Origin of the sequence: Saccharopolyspora mangrovi (assembly GCF_035320975.1) — a bacterium.
Classification (GTDB): Bacteria; Actinomycetota; Actinomycetes; order Mycobacteriales; family Pseudonocardiaceae; genus Saccharopolyspora; species Saccharopolyspora mangrovi.
Genome location: NZ_JAWLNX010000001.1, coordinates 161623 through 181751, shown reverse-complemented (window position 1 = coordinate 181751; position 20129 = coordinate 161623). Strand labels below are relative to the sequence as shown.

Sequence of the window (20129 nt, the reverse complement as noted above, 5' to 3'; positions counted from 1 at the left end):
GCGGCCGCGTCCACCCCCCCGTCTGGGGGGGGGGGGCCCACGCCCCCGGTGCCCCCCCCCCCACCACCGTCGCAATTCCTTTCTGCTTCCACGAGTGGGAGAAAGCTCAAGTGAGTGTGTTGGGGCGGTGGCAGCTGCCGCCGGTGCACCTGGACATCGTGCTCAAATACCTGCGGATCGACGGCCTGACGCTGCCGATCAGCACCCGGTCCTTCGGCCACACCGCCGACCAGTTCGCCGCCATCGGCAAAGCCGAACTGCCGAACATGGAGGCCTCCGGCGTCGTCGTCGATGACGAGGTCGTGCCTCCGCTCGTCGACGCCCTGAAAACCCTCGCCACGCCCTACCTCTGGGTCGACTCGATGTGGTTCCCCGAGCCCGGTAGCGACCACTGCTGGCGGGCCGTCGCGGTGTTCACCGAGGGCAACCGGGTCGTGCTCGGCGTGCAGGCGCCCAGCGAGGACCCCAAGCGCGGCGGGCTGCTGACCGTCGAGGTGCACCAGAACGCGCCGCTGCCGGGCGTCGTGCTCGGCACGCTGCCGCCCGCCAAGCCCGGCGCGCACGGTCCGATCCGCGTGCCGCACAGCTCGCTGCAGGGCGAGCAGGTCGAGGACTACGACCCGTCGAGCATGATGCAGACCGCCACGCGCACCCGCGGCAGCAGCGGTGACCAGCAGGTCGAGCTCTACGAGAAGATCGGCAAGGCACCGCACGTGCGCCTCGGCCAGATCGCCGCCAACATGCGCGACCAGCACGGACGGCGTCGCCGGACCCCGGTCGTGTCCTGGTTCGACAACGTCGAGCCCGACGGCCGGTACCTCGATCGCGTGGAACGCGGCAGCACCGGTGAACCGCTCTACGCGCTGCTGCCCGCGGACGCGCGGCTGATCGGAAACGAGATCAACTCGTTGATCAACCAGGTCCGCCAGGGCTGAGCCCGTTCCGGCTGGTCGGCATGCCGCATCGAGGCAGGTCAACCGCCGATCGGGGATTGCTCCGGTTGTCGTCTGGACAACCGGGGCGGAGCTGCCGACACGCCGAAAGTTGTCGCAGGGGGCACGCGCAGGTTGACAGCGCGCACGTAGGCTGCATGGCATGGTCGAACCCCAGCTGCATCGCGTTACCTTGCCCAATGGGCTGCGCGTGGTGTTGGCACCGGACTCGGCAGCGGGCCAAGCATCATCAGGGCAGGCTCCTGTGGTCGGTGTCAGCGTGCACTACGACGTGGGCTTCCGCTCCGAACCGGAAGGGCGCACCGGCTTCGCGCACCTGTTCGAGCACTTGATGTTCCAGGGCAGTGAGAGCCTCGAGAAACTCGCGCACTTCCGCCACGTGCAGGGCTCCGGCGGCACGTTCAACGGTTCGACGCACCAGGACTACACCGACTACTACCAGGTGCTGCCCTCGGCGGCCCTGGAGCGCGCGCTGTTCCTGGAAGCCGACCGGATGCGCGCCCCGAAGATCACCGAGGAGAACCTGGCCAACCAGGTGGACGTGGTCAAGGAGGAGATCCGGCTCAACGTCCTCAACCGCCCCTACGGCGGTTTCCCCTGGATCCTGCTGCCGCCGGTGCTGTACTCGACCTTCGCCAACGCGCACAACGGCTACGGCGACTTCACCGACCTCGAACAGGCCACCGTCGAGGACTGCGCCGCCTTCTTCGACACCTTCTACTCGCCCGGCAACGCCGTGCTCACCGTCGCCGGTGACCTCGACGTCGACCAGACGATCAAGCTGATCGAGAAGCACTTCGGCGACGTCCCCGCCCGCGACGTCCCGCAGCGGCCGTCCTTCGGCGAGCCGTTCCCCACCGCCGAGGTCCGCGGCAAGCACACCGACCCGCACGCCCCGCTGCCCGCAGTCGCCCTCGGCTACCGGCTGCCCGACCCGGTCGGCGAGCTCGACGCCTACCTGGCCAACGTCGTGCTCTCGGCGATCCTGTCCGACGGTGACGCCTCCCGGCTCCAGCAGCGCCTGGTGCACTCCGAAGCGCTGGTGGTCGACGTCAGCGCGGGCACCGGCCTGATGGGGGCGCCGCTCGACGCGCGCGACCCCGACACCTTCACCTTCACCGCCATCCACACCCCCGACGTCGGGGTGGAGCGCGTGATCGGGGCGATCGACGAGGAGCTGGACAAGCTCGCCACCGAAGGCCCCACCGAAGAAGAGCTGCACCGCGTCACCTCCCGCTGGGCCGCCAGCCTCTACCGGGAGCACGACCGGGTGATCTCGCGGACGCTCGACCTCGGCAGCGCCGAGCTGCTGCACGGCCGCGCCGAACTCATCTCCGAGCTGCCCGAGCGCATCGGCCGGGTCCGGGCCCAGGACGTCGCCGCAGCCGCCAAGGAGCTGCGCTCCGACGCCCGCGCCGTGCTGGAGATCGAACCCGCTGGTGACGAGAACGGAGGTGCGGCATGACCCGCGCAACGCACCGCAGCGCCGAGGAGATCGGCCGCACCGAGCTCGGCCCGCGGCCCCTGCCGCCGCTGGGCGAGCCCCGCACCGGCGTCCCGCCGGTCGGCGTCGACACCGTGCTGCCCAACGGGCTCCGCGTCATCGCCGCCCGCCACGGCCAGGTGCCGATGGTCGAGATGCGCCTGCGCATCCCCTTCGCCGGCGACGACGCGCTGCACCCGGCGACCGCCGAGGTGCTGGCCGAAACCCTGCTCACCGGCACCGAACGCCGCGACCGGGTCAAGATGGACACCGACCTCGCGGCCGTCGGCGGCGACCTGCACGCCGTGGTCGACCCGGAACGGCTGAGCATCGCCGGTGACGCGCTGGCCAGCGGGCTGGACACGCTGCTCGACGTCCTCGCCGACGCGCTGACCGGCGCCACCTACGCCAACGACGAGATCAACGCCGAACGCGCCCGCCTCGTCGAGCGGATCGGCGTGGCCCGCTCGCAGCCCCGGGTGATCGCCCGCGAGGAGCTGCAGCGCCACCGCTACGGCGACCACCCCTACGTCCGCGAGGTGCCGCAGGCCGAGGACGTCGCCCAGGTGACGCCCGAGGAGGTCCGCGCCCTGCACCGCTCGCACGTGCTGCCGCGCGGATCGGTGCTGGTGCTGGTCGGCGACATCGACCCCGACGTCGTGATCGGCGAGGTCGAGCGCGCCCTGGCCGGCTGGAACTCCTCCGAGTCGGCGCACGAGCTCCCGGCACTGCCGCTGGTCAGCGGTGGTGACGTGCGGCTGGTGCACCGGCCCGGTGCCGTGCAGTCGCAGCTGCGGTTCTCCGCGCAGGCGCTGGCGCGCACCGACGAGCGCTACCCGGCGCTGCAGGTCGCCAACCTCGTCTTCGGCGGCTACTTCTCCTCCCGCCTGGTGGAGAACATCCGCGAGGACAAGGGCTACACCTACGGCGCGCACTCGTCGTTCGAGTTCACCAAGGGCAACGGCACGCTGCTGGTCGACGCCGACACCGCCAGCGAGGTCACCGCGGCCGCACTGCTGGAGACCCGTTACGAACTCGCTCGGCTGGCCCTGGTCCCGCCGTCGGAGACCGAGGTCGAGTCGGCGCGGCAGTACGCCATCGGCGGGCTGCTGACCTCGACCGCCTCGCAGGCGGGCCTGGCCTCGACGCTGTCGGCGCTGGCCGCCGCGGGCCTGGACCAGAACTGGCTGACCGCCCACCCGGAGCGGCTGCGCGACGTCACCGTCGAGCAGGTCGCCGAGGCCGCGAAGCTGTTCGCGCCGACCTCGTTCACGGGTGTCGTCGTCGGCGACGCCGACAAGCTGGCGGACCAGCTGCGACTGCTCGGTGGCGTGGAGCTGCCATGACCCGGTTACCGGATGGAGCGCAAGAATGACCTGCGAAGTGTTCGCCGGTTCGGGCTTCCAGCTCGACTCCCCGCCGCTCCTCTCGCGGGCCACTGTGGACCGCCGGGAGGAGCTGCGGGAATCCCTCGACGGCGGCGCGAAGCTGTGGCACACCGGCAAGGTCCTGCTCGTCGACGCCAAGGGCCGCACCCAGATCGGTGAGGACTCCCGGCTGGTGATGCAGCCCGCCGTCGACTTCGGTGCCCGGCCGTCGCCGAACGCGGTGCTGCTGGGCGTCGAGGACGACGTCAGCTACTGGGCGTTGCGCACCGACCACGACGGCGCCCAGGAGGGCTGGCGGGACCTGCGTTCCGGCGGTGCGCTGCTCAACGACACCGACGCGGGCCTGCTCACCACGGCCGTCGGGCTGCTCAGCTGGCACGACAACGCCCGCTACTGCGCGGTGTGCGGCGCGGCGACCACCCGCGTTCGCGTCGGCTGGGCGCGCCGCTGCTCCGGCTGCGACCGCGAGGAGTACCCGCGCACCGACCCGGCGGTGATCTGCCTGGTCAGCGACGGCGAGGACCACGTGCTGCTGGCCCGCCAGCCGATCTGGCCGAAGTACCGGTTCTCGGTGCTGGCCGGGTTCGTCGAGGTCGGCGAGTCCCTGGAGGCCTGCGTCGCCCGCGAGGTGGAGGAGGAGGTCGGCGTCAAGTGCACCGACATCCGCTACCTCGGCAGCCAGCCGTGGCCGTTCCCGCGTTCGCTGATGCTCGGCTTCGCCGCCGTCGCCGACCGCAACGCCCCGCTGATCCCCGCCGACGGCGAGATCGAGGAAGCCCGCTGGGTCCACCGCGACACGATCCGCGCCGCCCTCGAAGCCGAAGGCGAGCCGGTCGACGGAGTCCGACTCCCCCCGAGCGTCTCCATCGCCTACCGCATGATCAAGGGCTGGGCCACGCAGCAGCCCTGACGCTCCGCCGCGCCCAGCGGATTTCGAATTTCGCGCGAAGTTCGACCGGAGAAGTTCCGAGTCGAATTTCGCGCGAAATTCGAATCCGTCCCCGCGGACGGGCGTGTCTGCGCTGGTCACGTCGGCGGGCGAGCGATCTGGGCGACACACGGTGGTGGGTATCGCCTGATCGGGGTCGGGGGTCTGCGAGGATGCTCGGCATGGCCGATCAACCGCGTCTCCTGGAAGGTTTGGATCCGGAGCAGCGGCAGGCCGTCACCGCACCGCGCGGACCCGTGTGCGTCCTGGCCGGTGCGGGAACGGGGAAGACCCGGACCATCACCCACCGCATCGCCCACCTCGTCCAGCGCGGCCTGGTGACACCCCGGCAGGTGCTGGCCGTGACCTTCACCGCGCGCGCCGCGGGCGAGATGCGCACCAGGTTGCGGGAACTCGGAGCCGCGGGGGTGCAGGCCCAGACCTTCCACGCCGCCGCCTTCCGCCAGCTCCGCTACTTCTGGCCCCGGGTGCACGACACCCAGATGTGGCAGCTCACCGACAACAAGTTCCGCCTGGTCATGCAGGCCGCGAACCGGCTGGGCCTGTCCACCGAGCGCGAGGACGTGCGAGACCTCGCCAGCGAGATCGAGTGGGCCAAGTCCTCGCTGATCAGCCCCGAGCAGTACCCGGCGGCCGCGCAGCAGGCCGGTCGCGAGACGCCGATCCTGCCCGAGCTGATCGCCAAGGCCTTCGCCGGTTACGAGAAGCTCAAGAGCGGCGCGCAACTGCTCGACTTCGACGACCTGCTGCTGCACATCGCCGCGATCCTGGAGGACCGCGAGGACGTCGCCGAGGAGTTCCGCGGCCAGTACCGGTCCTTCGTCGTCGACGAGTACCAGGACGTCAACCCGCTGCAGGCGCGCGTGCTCGACGCCTGGGTCGGCAACCGCGACGACCTGACCGTGGTCGGCGACGCCAACCAGACCATCTACTCCTTCGCGGGCGCGTCCCCGACGTGGCTGATCAACTTCCCGCGCAAGTACCCCGAGGCGACCGTGGTCCGCCTCGAACGCGACTACCGCTCGACGCCGCAGGTCGTGGACCTGGCCAACCAGGTCATCGGCGCCGCGCGGGAACGCCCGGCCGGAACCCGCCTGAAGCTGGTCGGCCAGCGACCCGACGGCGCGCGCCCCGACTTCGCCGAGTACGACGACGAGACCGACGAGGCCGACGCCATCGCCCGCAAGATCGCGCAGCTGGCCAAGCGGGGCGTGCCGCTGTCGGAGATCGCGATCCTGTTCCGCGTCAACGCCCAGTCCGAGGTGTACGAGAAGGCGCTGTCCGACGCCGAGATCCCGTACCAGGTGCGCGGCGGCGAGCGGTTCTTCGCGCGCGCCGAGATCCGCCAGGCGATGGCCACCCTGCGCACCGCGATCGCCCGCGACACCGCCGCCGAGGACCTGCCCGGGACCGTGCGGGAACTGCTCGCCGAGGTCGGCCTGACCGACGAGCCGCCCGCCGGTGGTTCCGCCCGCGAGCGCTGGGAATCGCTGATCGCGCTGGTCGAGCTCGCCGAAGAGCTGGTCAGCACCGTTCCCGACGCCGACCTGCGGCGCTACGTCGCCGAGCTCGACGCCCGCGCCGAAGCCCAGCACCCGCCGACCGTCGAGGGCGTCACCCTCGCCTCGCTGCACGCCGCCAAGGGCTTGGAGTGGGACGCGGTGTTCCTCGCGGGCCTCGTCGAGGGAACCCTGCCGATCCAGCACGCCGACACCGACGCGGCGGTGGAGGAGGAGCGGCGGCTGCTCTACGTCGGCGTCACCCGCGCCCGCGAGCACCTGCACCTGTCGTGGGCGCTGGCCCGCGCCGGTGGCCGCAAGTTCCGGCGCCGCAGCCGGTTCATCTACAACCTCGTGCCCGACGGCCACCCGGCCGCGCTGCCGAGCAAGGCCAAGCAGCCGCAGCCGCCGGCGCGGCAGGCCGCGACGATCAAACCCAAGTGCCGGGTGTGCTCGTCGACGTTGGTCAGCACGATGGACATCAAGCTCGGGCGCTGCTCGCACTGCCCGTCCGACGTCGACGAGAACCTGCTGGAGCAGCTCAAGGCCTGGCGCAGCGAACGCGCCCGGCAGCTCAAGGTGCCGGCCTACGTGGTGTTCACCGACGCGACGCTGACCGCGATCGCCGAGCAGCGGCCGACCGACGAGTCGGCGCTGGTGGGCATCTCCGGCATCGGCGCGACCAAGATCCAGAAGTTCGGCGGCGACGTGCTCGCGCTGATCAACCGGGTGAATTAGTGAAATCGCAGGTCAAAAATGTGTTGCGGGGCCTGGGTCGCTCCACATAACCTCGTAGACACGCGCGAGCCGAGCGGGCTCGCTTTCGCCGACCGAGACCGAGAAGGAGGTGGGGACAGTGAAGATCTTCGCGATCATCAACGACGCCCCGCGTTCCTTCGTGGCCGGGGTTGTTTCGCTGCTCCAGGACACCTTTGTGCCCTCCGCCGCCGTTGCCGGTGATCTGCGCGTCGAAAAGCCGCGTGGCTACCGCATGTTCCCGGCGACTCAGCAGCACCCGCGCAAGTCGGTCCGTTGGCCTCTCCTGGATCCGCTGATCTAGGAAAGCCCCAGGCTTCTCAGAAGGCCGCGGACCCACGCACACGGGTCCGCGGCCTTTTTGTGCTCCTGGTTGATCCACAACCACAACCACATCCATCCACAACCACAAGTCGCCTGCCATCGACTACTGGAGGAAGTCGTATGTTCACCGCGAGTGTGCCGATACCCGAGTCGGCCGTGGACTCGCAGTTGGAGCCCGAGCAATCCTCGGCTTCATCGCTGCAACGCCGCCTGCCCTGCCGACGGGACCCGGACCTGTGGTTCGCCGAGAACCCGTCCGACCTGGAGCAGGCCAAGGTCCTGTGCAGCGACTGCCCGATCAAGACCGAGTGCCTGGCCGGCGCGCTGGACCGCTGCGAACCCTGGGGGGTCTGGGGCGGCGAGATCTTCGAGCGTGGCGAGGTCGTCGCGCGCAAGCGCAGGCGCGGTCGTCCGCGCAAGCACCCACGCCCGGAGGAGACCGGGCCCCGCAAGCAGGAGCAAGCAGCATGACCAGCACGAACGCCACCAGCCTGATCCACCCGAACAACGCGGAGATGCGCATGCACCCGACCGAGGAGCTGATCCGGATACATAGGAAGGAAAGACTCGCTGAAGCGGAGCGACAACGCCAAGTCCGCGCGATGTCCGCGGGTCGCAGATGGCGGGCCGTCGCCCGTTACGCAACGAGGAAGGCCGAAGCCGCTGAGCAGCGCTGAACCATCGTGATCGCGCGCTCGCGGATGCCGCGTCGGCCGTCGCACTCGGCGACGGCCGACGCACTCTTGCCGGACCAGCAAACCGGCGTGCGCGATTCGCCGGGCCAGGTCTAGGGTTCCGGCTCGTGGGCGCACATTCACACGACAACATCGACTGGGACGCGCACCTGCAGCGACTGCGCGCGGCCGACGACTTCATCGAGCCGGAGATCACCGAGGTCGTCGGCAGGCTCCTGCTGCCCGGTGATCGCTCGGTGATCGAGATCGGTGCCGGAGCCGGCGGCACGGCGGCGGTCTTCGCGAAGTCCCTGGCGCGCAACGGCGACGACGCGCAGCTGACCATCGTCGACACCGCGGAGCAGCTCCTGGCGGCAGCAGGGAAGAGGGCGTCCAGCGCCGCCGACGGCGTCGCGGTCCGCACCGTTCGCGCCGACGCGGCCGCCGACACCCTCGCCGCGGAGATCGAGGAGGCAGGCGCGGCACCGCGAGCCGACCTGGTCTACGCGGCGTTCGTCGTGCACCACCTGCCGGACCAGCTCGCCGGCCTGCGCAGGCTCGCGCAACTGGTGAAACCCGGTGGGCGGCTGGCGGTCGTGGAGTTCGGGCTGCAGACGCGGGTGCTGCCCGCCGACGTCGGCATCGCCGAACCGGGCCTGGAAGCCCGCCTGCTCAACGCCAGCGAGCAGTGGTTCCAGCAGATGCGCGCCGAGATGGACGGCGCCGTCCGGTTGCCGGTCGGCTGGCCGAAGGCCATGAGCGAAGCCGGGCTCGTCGAGGCCACCTCGTTCAGCTACCTGATCGACCGGCCCGCGCCGCTGGACGAATCCGGTCGCGCCGCCGCGCTGCGGCACCTGGCGATGCTCCGCCGCGACGCCGACGAGCGCCTGGCGGCCGAGGACGTGTCCGCGCTCGACCAGCTCCTGGACCCGGACGGCGAGCACTACGCGGGCAACCGCGACGACCTCCACTACCTCAGCGCGAACACCGTGCACATCGGCACCAAACCCGCCTAGAGGGCGCGTTGACCTGCGCGAACGCGTCCGGTGGGCGAGGCGTTCGAACTTCGCGCGAAATTCGAACGCCGTGCGTGAGCCTCGAATCTCGCGCGAAATTCGAACGGCGGCGCTGGGTCAGGCCTCGGCTTCGGCGAAGCCCGGTTGCCACTCGGTGATGATGTCCCGGGTGGCGACCTCGGCGTCGAGCTGGCAGAGGATGCCGGTGGCACCGAGCGTGACCCGGTGGATCAGCAGGTAGTCCGGCGGCAGGTTCAGCAACCGGCCGGTGCGGAAGTCGGGTCCGCGCAGGTCGGAGACCCGCTCGGCCTGCCGCTGCAGCCAGCTGCGGGTGAAGTGGAACGTCTCGGTGCGCGCCGGATCCACGAACGGAGCCAGGTAGGCCAGCACGTCCTCGGCGCGCAGCTCCTGGTCGGGCTGCACGAAGCGCTCCTCGCGCATCAGCTCCAGCAGCTCGATCGACCGGTCTTCCAGCGCGAGCCGGATCATCTTGCCGAACGTCGGCGGCAGACCGTCGGGCAGCCGGGAGACCGCACCGAAGTCGATCACGCACAGCCGGTCGTCCGGCAGCAGCATGAAGTTGCCCGGGTGCGGGTCGGCGTGCAGCAAACCGACCTTCGCCGGGGTGGAGAAGTGGAACTCGGCCAGCAGCCGGCCCGCCAGGTCGCGCTCGGCCTGCGTCCCGCCGTCGATGACCTTCGAGAACGGTGTGCCGGTCACCCACTCGGTGACCACCACCTTCGGCGCGCTCGCGATCACCGCGGGCACCACGACCCGCTCGTCGTCGGCGAAGACCTTGGCGAAGGTGCGCTGGTTGTCGGCCTCGATGCGGTAGTCGAGCTCCTCGACCATCCGCTCCTGCAGCTCCTCCAGCAGCGGCTTGACCTCGGCGCCCGGCGCCAGCGACTGGAACAGCCGGGAGAACCGCATCAGCTGCCGCAGGTCGGAGCGGAGCGCCTCGTCGGCACCCGGGTACTGGACCTTGACCGCCACCTCGCGGCCGTCGTGCCACACCGCCCGGTGCACCTGACCGATGCTTGCCGAGGCCGCGGGCTCGTCGTCGAAGGACGCGAAGCGCTTGTGCCACAACGCGCCCAGCTGCTCGGTCAGCACCCGGTGCACGCTGGAGGTCGGCATCGGCGGCGCCGCGGACTGCAGCTTGGTCAGCGCCTCGCGGTAGGGCCCGGCCATCGCGTCGGGCACGGCGGCCTCGAACACGCTCAGCGCCTGGCCGAACTTCATCGCCCCGCCCTTGAGCTGCCCGAGCACCGCGAACAGCTGCTCAGCGGTCTTGGCGGCCACATCGGCGTTGATCTCCGCCGCGTTCTGGCCGGTCAGGCGACGTCCCCAGCCCGCAGCGACCCGGCCGGCGACGCCCAGGGGCAGGCTGGCGAGCTTGGCGGTGCGGTGTGCCGCTTGGCGGGGAATGTCGGCCACGAATTCTCCTAGGTGCGCGCAGGAAAACCCTCTCGAAGACCGAAAGCCATCAGGTCGCCATTCGGAAAACGAGAAACCCAACAACATGCTAGTCGTTCATCGGCACGTCTTGGGTTGTGATCGGCATTCTGGGTGAGCGGGTTCGTTCCCGCGGCCGAAAAGGATGGGCCGACGGGAACGGTAAAGCGGCTCAAAACGGATGGACTTCGGGAAACCCCCGGGAACCAGCGCGGGGTGGGCCGCTGGCGGCCCACCCGTGCCCGGTCACGCCTTGCCGAGGATGCGGGTCATCTTGGTCCCGCACACCGGGCATGTGCCCTTGGCCATCCGGCGTCCGTTGGTCTCCGAGACCTCACCGGAAAAGTCGCGCTTCTCCCGGCACTTCACGCAGTAGCCGTTGTACGTCTCGGCCACGGCTCCCCTCCTTCTGGTAATTGATCCAGCGCCATAGCTGGATCTCCGGCGCCCTCCTGGGGGCGGCTGGGGGAACCGTACAGGCGGAGTAATTGAGATGCATGCATTACGGGCAGGGCATGTTCGACTCGATGGAGTAATGATTAGGCCATCGACCGCGCCCGCGCGTTGAGGTGCAGCTCACAGGGGGAACCGTTTGTCGGAGCCAGTCGCTAGGGTCCACTTCCGTGGCTGAACCGCAGGTCGAGGTCCGCCGCAGCAAGCGCCGCCGGCAGACGGTGAGCGCCTATCGCGACGGCGACAAGATCGTGGTGCTGCTCCCGGCTCGGATGAGCCGTGCGGAGGAAAAGCGCTGGGTGGCGGACATGCTGAGCCGTCTGCAGCGCAGCGAGACGCGTCGCCGATCCCCCGCGCGCAACTCGGACGAGGCGCTGGTGCAGCGCTGCCGTGAGCTGTCCGTCAAGTACCTGGACGGCAGGGCGGATCCGAGCAGCGTCAGGTGGGTTCCCCCGATGCGCACGCGGTGGGCCTCGTGCACGCCTAGCGAGGGCACCATTCGGGTGAGTCAACGACTGCGAGATGTACCCGGATGGGTGCTCGATTACGTGCTCGTCCACGAGCTCGCGCACCTGCTGGTGCCCGGCCACGGGCCGGACTTCTGGAAGTGGGTCGAGCGCTACCCGAAGACCGAGCGCGCCATCGGTTACCTGGAGGGCGTGGTCGCGGCCGCCCAGCTCGAGATCGGCCTCACCGACGACGAGACGGAAGACCCGGAAGCCTCCTGACCCGAGGCCGACCAGGCGGCTCTCCTGCCCCTGAGACAGCACCACCCGCCCAGCGCGGCGTGCGCTGGGCGGGTGGTGCGTGCAGGTCAGGCCTTGGCGTCTCCGTCGGAGCCGTCGTCGTCGCCGGAGGTGTCCTCGGAGGAGTCCTCCGGGGTGTCGTCGGACTTCTCGGCTTCCTCCGCGCGGCGGATCGCCGCGATGGGGTCGTCGAGGTCCGAACCCGCGCCCCAGCGGTCGGCGAAGTCCAGCGGTTCGTCCAGGTCAGAGCTGTCCGGCAGCAGGTCTGGGTGGTCCCAGACCTGGTCGCGGGCGTCGGTGCCGTGGCGCTCGGCCATCAGCCGCCAGAGGTTCGCCGCGTCGCGCATCCGGCGCGGGCGCAGCTCCAGCCCGATCAGCGTCGCGAAGGTCTGCTCGGCAGGGCCGCCGCTCGCGCGACGCCTGCGCACCAGCTCGCCCAGTGCCTCCGCACCCGGCAGCCGGTCGCCCAGCGCGTCGGCCACGACCACGTCCACCCAGCCCTCGACCAGCGCCAACAGCGTTTCGAGCCGGTTCAGCGCGGCCTGCTGCTCGGGAGTGGTCTTCGGCTCGAGCATGCCGGAGCTCATCATCTCCTGCATCGACGCCGGGTTGGTGGGGTCGACCTTGCTCGCCAGGTCCTCCAGCGCCGAGGTGTCGATGTGGATGCCGCGCGCGTACTCCTCGACCGTGGCCAGGAGGCGCTGCGCCAGCCACGGGACGTGCCCGAACAGCCGGTGGTGCGCCGCCTCGCGGGCGGCCAGGAACAACGTGGCCTCGCTCGTCGGCCGGTCCAGCCCCTCGATGAACCGCTCGATGTTGGCCGGCAGCAGCGCTGCCGTCCCGGTCGGCCCCAGCGGCAGCCCGACCTCGGTGGAGGTCAGCACCTCGGCGCCGAGCTGCGAGAGCCCGCTGCCCAGCTGCGAACCGAAGGTCATGCCGCCCATCTGACCGAGCATGTTCAGCAGCGGCCCGGCCGCCTGCTTGGCCTCCTCCGGCAGCGCCTCCAGCCACGCGGCGGACATGCGCTGCGCGATCGGGTCGCACAGCCGCTGCCAGACCGGCAGCGTCTTCTCGACCCAATCCACCGAGGACCAGGTCTGCACCGCGCGCACCCCGGCGGGCAGCGAGGTGCTGGCGTCCAGCCACAGCTCGGCGAGCCGGACCGCGTCCTCGATCGCCTTGACCTGCTCCTGGCTGGGACGCTCGGTCCGCTGGTTGTTGTGCAGCTGCTGCACCGCGAGCTGCTTGGCCAGGTCGTAGTTGACCGGCCCGGACTGGCCGCTGCCACCACCGGAGTGGCTCAGCGCCTGGCCGAGCTGGGTCAGCATCTGGCCGAGCTGCCCGATGTCGAAGTTGCCGCCCGGACCGGGCATGCCGGCGAAACCGAAGGGATTGTCCCCAGGGTTGCCACCGGACCCGCCCTCAGAGCGGCCTTGCGACGAGTCGCCCTTGTCTGGGTCGTCGGGGTCCTGCGAACTGAACCCGAACGGCATATTGGTCATAGTTCCACCGTACGCGGCATGGGCCGTCCCTTTGAAGGAGTCGTTGCACTGGTCGGGTGCGAACACCGGGGACATCGCCAAGAGCGAACACGTACGCTGTCGCCTCGTGAACCGCCGTACCTGGACGCTGTTGACGAGTGTCGTGCTGGTTGTCGCCTTCGGTCTGCTCGGGGCGTTCGCGCGGGTGCCGTTCGTGGCGCTGGGGCCCGGACCGACCTACGACACGCTCGGCTTGGATGGCGACCACCCGGTGATCAACGTCGAAGGGCACGAAACGTACCCGACGGCAGGTCACCTCAACATGACCACGGTATCGGTCACCGACCAGTTGTCGCTGTTCGGTGCGCTGGGCCTGTGGGTCTCCGGTCGCTACGCGCTGGCGCCGCGCGACGTCTACTTCCCGCCGAACAAGAGCGAGCAGCAGATCGAGCAGGAGAACACCGAGGCGTTCAACGACTCGCAGACCACCGCCGAGAGCGCTGCGCTGCGGTTCCTCGGGTACCCGCACAAGGTGCTGGTCGGTCAGATCGTCAAGGGCAGCCCGGCCGACGGCACGCTGGAGCCCGGCGACCGCCTGATCACCGCCAACGGCAAGCCCGTCACCGACGCCGCGTCGCTGAAGGCGGCGCTGGGCGGCACCAAGCCCGGCGACCGGGTGGAGCTCCGCTACCAGCGCGGCGACCACCCCGAGCAGGTCGCCAACGTGCAGCTGGGCCGCAACACCGAGCCGGACGGCGACCAGTCGCAGGGCTTCCTGGGCGTGGGTGCGACCGAGCGCCCGGACGTGCCGTTCGAGATCAAGATCAGCCTCGCCGACGTCGGCGGCCCCTCGGCCGGGCTGATGTTCACACTGGCGATCATCGACAAGCTGACGCCGGGCGAGCTCAACGGCGGCAAGTTCGTCGCGGGCACCGGCGAGATCGACCCGGCGGGCAACGTCGGCCCGATCGGCGGCATCCCGTTCAAGATGGTCAAGGCCAAGGAGGCCGGCGCCACGACGTTCCTGGTCCCGGCGGAGAACTGCGCCGAGGCCAAGTCCCAGGCCCCGGAGGGCCTGCAGCTCGCCCGCGTCGCCAACCTCGTCGACGCCACCAAGGCCCTCGACGCCCTCCGCGACAACCAGGCCCCGGCGGCCTGCTGAGCAGGAACTATTCATTCCGTGGTCGTCTTGCTCAGCGGTGCGGGTAGCGGAACCTGAGGCGCCTTCTGGACTCCGTGCGCCACTCCTGATGCATGTCCTAATGCACGGCGTCGCGGCGTACTCGCCAGAAGGCGTGTCAGAACCCGCGGCGGTGCAGGTTGCGAGGGTGGTCTTCACTGCTCGCGGCACCGCCGCTTGCAGACGTTCGGCCGCGGCGTTTCAGGCGAAGGTCGCCTGCAGGGCCTTGAGCAGGTTCGGGGCCAGCGACGGGTCGCTGAGGACCTCGTCCTCGTCGCCCCGGAGCCGCATCACGCAGGACTGAGCACCGCCGCCGCGCAGCACCGCCGCCACCAGCCGGGCCTCACGGCGGTCCGGGTGCTCGGCGGCGATCTTGCGGGCGCCTTCCTCGTCCTCGGGCAGCGCCGCCTCGGCCTCCGGCGGCAGCACCACGATCTCCTGGACCAGGGCGCAGCCGACGACCTGCTCCGGCCACTCGATGCGGGCCAGCGCCTCGCCGAGGTCCTCGGCGGGCAGCGACTCCTGGGCCAGCGGCGTCAGGGGCGAGGCCATCGGGTCGAGCTGGTCGGCCAGGTCGGGCGCGGCGGCCAGCATCGTCTCGGTCGCCACCAGGGCGAAGATCTGCGTCGGCTGGTCCCAGCCGGCGGCGGCGACGAACTCCTCGACCTCGCGGGTCGCGACGGGCAGGGCGAACCCCAATTCCTCAACGGACGGCATGGCGGCAATCGTCCCAGAACCGGCATCCGCCCGATCAGGCGCGCCGACCCGAGTTGATCGATATCGATCTGTGTCCGAAAAATACCGTTCGCGCGGGGCCTTCCAGGAACTTCTCACCCGGGTCGTAGAGTTGAACATCACGAGGCAATCGTGTTCACGGGCACGATCGCCAAGTTCAGCTGACCGTCCCCAGGAGCGTGCGCTGTGGCCATGCGGCCCCCGGTAGGAATGCCGAAACTATCCCGGCGAAGCAGAATCCTGCTGATTCTGGGCGGAGTGGTTCTGCTCGCCCTGATCCTCGGTTCGCGGGTGCTGGGCGCCTACGTGGACTGGTTGTGGTTCGGCGAGGTCGGATACCGGCAGGTCTTCACCACCCAGGTCACCTCGCGCTTGGGGCTGGGCGTGGTGGCCGCCGTCTTCCTCGGCGGCGTGCTGCTGGTCAACCTGTGGCTGGCCTACCGCAACCGGCCGGTGTTCGTGCCGGTCAGCGGCCCGGACGACCCGCTGACCCGGTACCGCACGATCATCACCGAGCGCTCCCGCCTGTTCGGCCTGGGAGTCCCGCTGCTGATCGCGGTGATCGGCGGGCTGGCCGCGCAGGCCGACTGGCAGACGCTGCAGCTGTTCCTGCACAGCGTCCCGTTCGGCCAGACCGACCCCGAGTTCGGCAAGGACATCAGCTTCTACGTCTTCCAGCTGCCGTTCTGGCGGATGCTGCTGTCCTGGGCGTTCATCGCCGTGACCGTGTCGTTCCTCGGCGCGCTGGTCACCCACTACATCTTCGGCGGCATCCGGCTCACCGGCCGCAGCGGCCAGCTGTCGATGCCCGCGCGCGTCCAGCTGGGCGTGCTGGCCGGGTTGTTCGTGCTGCTCAAGGCCGTGGACTACTTCTTCGACCGGTACGACTTGCTGCTGTCCCAGCGCAACAACTTGTTCACCGGTGCCAGCTACACCGACCTCAACGCGGTGATGCCGGCGAAGCTGATCCTGATGTGCATCGCGGTGTTCTGCGCACTGGCGTTCTTCTCGGTGATCTTCCTGAAGAACCTGCAGATCCCCGCGCTGGCGACGGTCCTGCTGCTGCTGTCCAGCGTCGTGGTCGGCGCCGTGTGGCCGGCGCTGCTGGAGCAGTTCTCGGTCCGCCCGAACGCCAACCAGCGCGAGGCCGTCTCGATCGAGCGGAACCTGGCGGCCACCAAGGCCGCCTTCGGCATCGGCGACGACAAGGTCAACTTCGTCGACTACCCGGGCAAGACCCAGCTGCAGCCCAGCGAGGTCGCCGAGGACTCCGGCACCATCCCGAACATCCGGCTGCTCGACCCCAACATCCTGGCGCCGACGTTCACGCAGCTCACCCAGCAGTACAACTTCTACGGCTTCCCGGACAAGCTCGACGTCGACCGCTACAAGGACGCCAACGGCGAGCTGCAGGACTACCTGGTCGCGCTGCGCGAGATCAACACCGACGGGCTGGCCGTCAACCAGCAGAACTGGATCAACCGGCACACCGTCTACACCCACGGCAACGGCTTCGTCGCCGCACCGGCCGACCGGGTCGACTCGACGTTCAACGAGGGCGCCACGCAGGGCGGCTACCCGGTCTTCCAGATCAGCGACGTCGCCAACAAGGGTCAGGGCGCGATCCCGGTCAAGCAGCCGCGCGTCTACTACGGCGAGCTCGTCGGCCCCGACGACTACGCCATCGTCGGCGGCAACCCGGGCGAGGCCCCGCGCGAGTACGACACCGACACCCAGCAGTTCACCTACGACGGCCGCGGCGGCGTGCCGATCTCCAACCCGATCCAGCGGCTGGCCTTCGCCGCCTACTACGGCGAGCGGAACTTCCTGTTCAGCGGCGTGATCGGGGAGAACTCCAAGCTCATCTACGAGCGCAACCCGCGCGACCGCGTCCAGAAGGTCGCCCCGTGGCTCAAGCTCGACGGCGACCCGTACCCGGCCGTGGTCGACGGCCGCATCAAGTGGATCGTCGACGGCTACACCACGCTGAACAACTACCCGTACTCGAAGACGACCGAGCTGGGCGAGGCCACCAACGACACCCTCACCGGTGTCGAGCGCCAGCCCAACCAGCAGATCAACTACATCCGCAACTCGGTCAAGGCCACGGTCGACGCCTACGACGGCACCGTCGACCTGTACGCCACTGACGAGAACGACCCGGTCCTCAAGACCTGGGAGGGCGTGTTCCCCGGCGTGATCAAGCCGGCCAGCGCCGTCACGCCGGAGCTGCGCGAGCACTTCCGGTACCCGGAGGACATGTTCAAGGTGCAGCGCAAGCTGCTCACCGAGTACCACGTGGACAACCCGGGCGACTTCTTCTCCACCCAGACCTTCTGGGAGGTGCCCAACGACCCCACGGCCCGCGGCACCGTCGGCAGCAGCGAGGGCCAGCAGCCGCCCTACTACGTGCTCGCCCAGGTGGAGGGCCAGCAGAAGCCGAACTTCCAGCTGACCAGCGCCCTGACCGCGCTGCGGCGGCAGAACCTCTCGGCGTGGGTGTCGGTGTCCTCGGACCCGCAGAACTACGGGCAGATGACCGTGCTGCGGCTGCCGACGAACTCGCTGACCCCGGGACCGAACCAGGTCCAGAACCAGATGGAGTCGACTCCCGAGGTCACCGAGAACCGGACGCTGTTCAACAACCCGAACGTCACGGCGATGTTCGGCAACCTGCTCACGCTGCCGGTGGCCGGTGGGCTGCTCTACATCGAGCCGATCTACATCCAGCGCAACGAGCAGGAGTCCTACCCGCAGCTCGCCCGCGTGCTGGTGTCCTTCGGCGGCAAGGTCGGCTTCTCCGAGACCCTGCAGGGCGCGCTCGACCAGGTCTTCGGCTCCGGGGCGGGGCAGGGCACCCAGCCCGGCCAGCCGCAGCAACCGCAGCAGCCCGGTCAGCCGCAGCAACCGCAGCAGCCGGGAACGCCGCAGGCCGGCCAGGCCGTCGGTGACATCCGCAACGCGCTCGAACGGGTCCGGCAGGCCCAGCAGTCCGGCAACTTCGCCGAGATGGGCCAGGCCTACCAGCAGCTCGACGAGGCCATCAAGCGCTTCGAACAGGCCCAGGGCACCGGCGGCTGAGCCGACCGTGTGGAAGTGGGGGGGGGGGGGGGCCGCGGCGGGGGCCCCCCCCCCCCCCCCCCCCCCCCCCGGGGGGGCGGGGAGGGGGCCCCAAAAAACCCCCCCCTCGGTTTGGTTCTGGGGGGGGGTTCTCCGCGGGGGGCCCCCCCCCCCCCCCGACGCATCTCCGGCCGAGGTCAGCGATGGCGTGGACCACTTTCACCACCCCGGGTTTGAAGCCCCGCAACCAGGTGCGTAAGCTGGTGAACACAACAGAGCGGCCATTCGGCCGACGGCGCGGGGTGGAGCAGTTCGGTAGCTCGCTGGGCTCATAACCCAGAGGTCGCAGGTTCAAATCCTGTCCCCGCTACGAGTAGTGTGTTCAAGACCCCCGGCTGGCGCCGGGGGTCTTTTTCCGTTTTTTTGCGTCTTTACGGGGGCCGAGCCCCCGTAGGCCCCCACGGTGCGGTGGTTGCTTCGGTGAGGGCTCCTTGATTTTTTGGTCGTGTTGGCCTGGGTTTTGACCAGCGGTCTTGGTGGGTGCTCGTCGGGTGCTTGAGGGGTGTTTGACCTGGGGGTTTTCTGGTTTGGGGGGTGGTTGTGTTCGGGATTTTGGTGGGGTGTAGAGTTCTATTCACAACAGAACGAAGCGGTTGGAAGTTTCAGCCGACGGCGCGGGGTGGAGCAGTTCGGTAGCTCGCTGGGCTCATAACCCAGAGGTCGCAGGTTCAAATCCTGTCCCCGCTACTAGAGAAAGTGCCTCCGGTGATCCGGAGGCACTTTTCTTTCTCGTGCTCAGTCCTTCAGGCCTTCGGCCCATTTGCGAGCGCAGGCGGGGGAGCAGACCCTGCCCTCGCCGCGGACCACGGCCGTCTGGCGCATGGTGCGGCCGCAGACCATGCAGGAGTCCGTCTCAGCGCCGCGCTGCACCGGGACCAGGGACTTGGCTCGTTCGGTGACCCGCTGGGCCACCTTCTCCTTGCTCTCGTTGACCTTGGTACGCAACCAACTGCGATGCACGCCCGAACCTCCTGCTTTCCATGCCGTGCGCCCGCCGGTGGCCCGGCGGCCTACAGCAGCGTGAGGGTAACCACCTGTAGTTGGGCAGTTTCAGAACGTGATAGCACCTCATTGCGCGTCCAAGAACCCCCATCCAGGCGAACGAAGTGGCGGCTGGTTGCAATCCGTGCATCGACCACGGCTGCATTCGGGTGGGATCTGCGATCGCCGCGCCCTCCGGCGTCGATAATCCGGTGATCCCGGTCTGAGACCAATGGCGGAATCGTTCGTCCACTTGGACCAGTCCAGTGCAACCACTGTGGACAGAAGCGCCGACCACTGTGGACAGCGCACGCGGGACGTGGCACCGTTGGTGTCGTGAGCGAGCTGAATGCGACATCCGCTGCCCTGTTGGGACTACTGCACGAAGGGCCGAAGACCGGTGGCCAGCTGGTCGCTGCGGCCACCGAGCGCTTCGCCGGGTTCTTCAGCGTCACCCGCAGTCAGGTGTACCGCGAGCTGCCCGCGCTGACCGAGGACGGCCTGCTGCGGCTCGGCAAGCAGGGGCCGCGCTCCAGCCAGCAGTACGCGATCACGGCCGCAGGCAAGAAGGCCTTCAAGGCGTGGCTGAACACCGCGCCCGGGCCCGACAACGTTCGCAGTCCGCTGATCCTCAAGCTGGTCTACTCCGGTACCCTCACCCCGCGCCAGCGCGCCGCCCTCGTCGAGTCGGCCCGCGCGCAGACCGCCGTGAAGATGGACGAGGCCCGCAACGCGGCCAAGACGGCCGGCGACCAGTACGAGAAGGCCGCCGCCGACTTCACCGTCGCCTACAACCGGGCGATCATCAAGCTCCTGGACTCGATCCCCGACTGACGGCGGGTCCACGCTCGCGGGAACGGCTGCGCCGCTCGATCGGCGCAGCCGTTCTTCGCGTTCAGCCGATGGCGGAAGCCGATCTCGGTGGTTGCGGCCGTC

18 protein-coding genes and 2 tRNA genes are annotated in these 20129 nt (G+C 69.6%); 15 read left to right on the top strand and 5 right to left on the bottom strand.

The features are described from left to right. The first annotated feature begins 110 nt into the window (after window positions 1-110). The 9 genes from R4I43_RS00905 to R4I43_RS00865 all read left to right on the top strand — a co-directional run bounded on the left by R4I43_RS00905 (window position 111) and on the right by R4I43_RS00865 (window position 9042). Entirely contained in the window at window positions 111-935 is an 825-nt protein-coding gene (locus R4I43_RS00905; RefSeq protein ID WP_324263537.1) for an ESX secretion-associated protein EspG, read from the top strand. Window positions 936-1095: 160 nt separating this feature from the next. Then, complete coding sequence (locus R4I43_RS00900; RefSeq protein ID WP_324263536.1) at window positions 1096-2418, top strand: M16 family metallopeptidase; 1323 nt, start codon at window positions 1096-1098, stop codon at window positions 2416-2418. Then, window positions 2415-3782, top strand: coding sequence for a M16 family metallopeptidase (locus R4I43_RS00895; protein WP_324263535.1), 1368 nt, complete (start codon window positions 2415-2417; stop codon window positions 3780-3782). Before R4I43_RS00900 ends, R4I43_RS00895 begins: the two co-directional genes overlap by 4 nt. A 25-nt stretch (window positions 3783-3807) precedes the next feature. Next, window positions 3808-4734 carry an NAD(+) diphosphatase gene (gene nudC / locus R4I43_RS00890; RefSeq protein WP_324263534.1) on the top strand — a complete coding sequence of 309 codons (927 nt, stop codon included), beginning with the start codon at window positions 3808-3810 and terminating at the stop codon, window positions 4732-4734. A 200-nt stretch (window positions 4735-4934) separates the two neighbouring features. Continuing rightward, the gene (locus R4I43_RS00885; protein WP_324263533.1) at window positions 4935-7010 is read left to right on the top strand and encodes an ATP-dependent DNA helicase UvrD2; all 2076 of its coding nucleotides are present in this window, start codon (window positions 4935-4937) and stop codon (window positions 7008-7010) included. A 118-nt stretch (window positions 7011-7128) separates the two neighbouring features. After that, window positions 7129-7332 carry a hypothetical protein gene (locus R4I43_RS00880; RefSeq protein WP_324263532.1) on the top strand — a complete coding sequence of 68 codons (204 nt, stop codon included), beginning with the start codon at window positions 7129-7131 and terminating at the stop codon, window positions 7330-7332. Window positions 7333-7472: 140 nt separating this feature from the next. Then, the gene (locus R4I43_RS00875; RefSeq protein WP_324263531.1) at window positions 7473-7823 is read left to right on the top strand and encodes a WhiB family transcriptional regulator; all 351 of its coding nucleotides are present in this window, start codon (window positions 7473-7475) and stop codon (window positions 7821-7823) included. Then, the gene (locus R4I43_RS00870) at window positions 7820-8029 is read left to right on the top strand and encodes a hypothetical protein (protein WP_324263530.1); all 210 of its coding nucleotides are present in this window, start codon (window positions 7820-7822) and stop codon (window positions 8027-8029) included. The genes R4I43_RS00875 and R4I43_RS00870 overlap by 4 nt, the downstream gene beginning before the upstream one ends. Before the next feature lie 125 nt (window positions 8030-8154). Next, entirely contained in the window at window positions 8155-9042 is an 888-nt protein-coding gene (locus tag R4I43_RS00865) for a class I SAM-dependent methyltransferase (protein WP_324263529.1), read from the top strand. A gap of 117 nt (window positions 9043-9159) precedes the next feature. Here R4I43_RS00865 and R4I43_RS00860 read toward each other — a convergent pair whose 3' ends face one another. After that, on the bottom strand, window positions 9160-10479 hold the full coding sequence (locus R4I43_RS00860) for an ABC1 kinase family protein (protein ID WP_324263528.1): 1320 nt from the start codon (window positions 10477-10479) through the stop codon (window positions 9160-9162). Between the two features lie 264 nt (window positions 10480-10743). Then, entirely contained in the window at window positions 10744-10893 is a 150-nt protein-coding gene (locus R4I43_RS00855; RefSeq protein ID WP_010693945.1) for a DUF5679 domain-containing protein, read from the bottom strand. 227 nt (window positions 10894-11120) lie between these two features. Between R4I43_RS00855 and R4I43_RS00850 the strand changes: the two genes are divergently transcribed. After that, a complete protein-coding gene (locus tag R4I43_RS00850; RefSeq protein WP_324263527.1) occupies window positions 11121-11678 on the top strand; it encodes a M48 family metallopeptidase in 558 nt (185 codons plus the stop codon). A gap of 86 nt (window positions 11679-11764) precedes the next feature. On the opposite strand, the gene R4I43_RS00845 is transcribed toward R4I43_RS00850, so the two are convergent. Further along, window positions 11765-13198 (bottom strand): zinc-dependent metalloprotease, encoded by a 1434-nt coding sequence (locus R4I43_RS00845; protein WP_324263526.1) that lies wholly within the window; start codon window positions 13196-13198, stop codon window positions 11765-11767. A 106-nt stretch (window positions 13199-13304) separates the two neighbouring features. Between R4I43_RS00845 and R4I43_RS00840 the strand changes: the two genes are divergently transcribed. Further along, entirely contained in the window at window positions 13305-14339 is a 1035-nt protein-coding gene (locus tag R4I43_RS00840) for a YlbL family protein (RefSeq protein WP_324263525.1), read from the top strand. 219 nt (window positions 14340-14558) lie between these two features. On the opposite strand, the gene R4I43_RS00835 is transcribed toward R4I43_RS00840, so the two are convergent. Continuing rightward, window positions 14559-15074, bottom strand: a complete 516-nt coding sequence (locus R4I43_RS00835; RefSeq protein ID WP_324263524.1) for a PPA1309 family protein — start codon at window positions 15072-15074, stop codon at window positions 14559-14561. Between the two features lie 210 nt (window positions 15075-15284). Between R4I43_RS00835 and R4I43_RS00830 the strand changes: the two genes are divergently transcribed. The 3 genes from R4I43_RS00830 (at window position 15285) to R4I43_RS00820 (ending at window position 18899) form a co-directional block, all read left to right on the top strand. Beyond that, on the top strand, window positions 15285-18173 hold the full coding sequence (locus R4I43_RS00830; protein ID WP_324263523.1) for a UPF0182 family protein: 2889 nt from the start codon (window positions 15285-15287) through the stop codon (window positions 18171-18173). A gap of 275 nt (window positions 18174-18448) precedes the next feature. Next, window positions 18449-18522, top strand: a tRNA-Met gene (locus R4I43_RS00825). A gap of 303 nt (window positions 18523-18825) precedes the next feature. Continuing rightward, a tRNA-Met gene (locus R4I43_RS00820) sits at window positions 18826-18899 on the top strand. Between the two features lie 48 nt (window positions 18900-18947). Here R4I43_RS00820 and R4I43_RS00815 read toward each other — a convergent pair. Beyond that, window positions 18948-19172: a hypothetical protein gene (locus R4I43_RS00815; protein ID WP_324263522.1), complete on the bottom strand. Its 225-nt coding sequence runs from the start codon at window positions 19170-19172 to the stop codon at window positions 18948-18950. Between the two features lie 357 nt (window positions 19173-19529). Here R4I43_RS00815 and R4I43_RS00810 point away from each other — a divergent pair, with 357 nt between their 5' ends. Then, window positions 19530-20027, top strand: coding sequence for a PadR family transcriptional regulator (locus tag R4I43_RS00810; RefSeq protein ID WP_324263521.1), 498 nt, complete (start codon window positions 19530-19532; stop codon window positions 20025-20027). Window positions 20028-20129 lie beyond the last annotated feature (102 nt).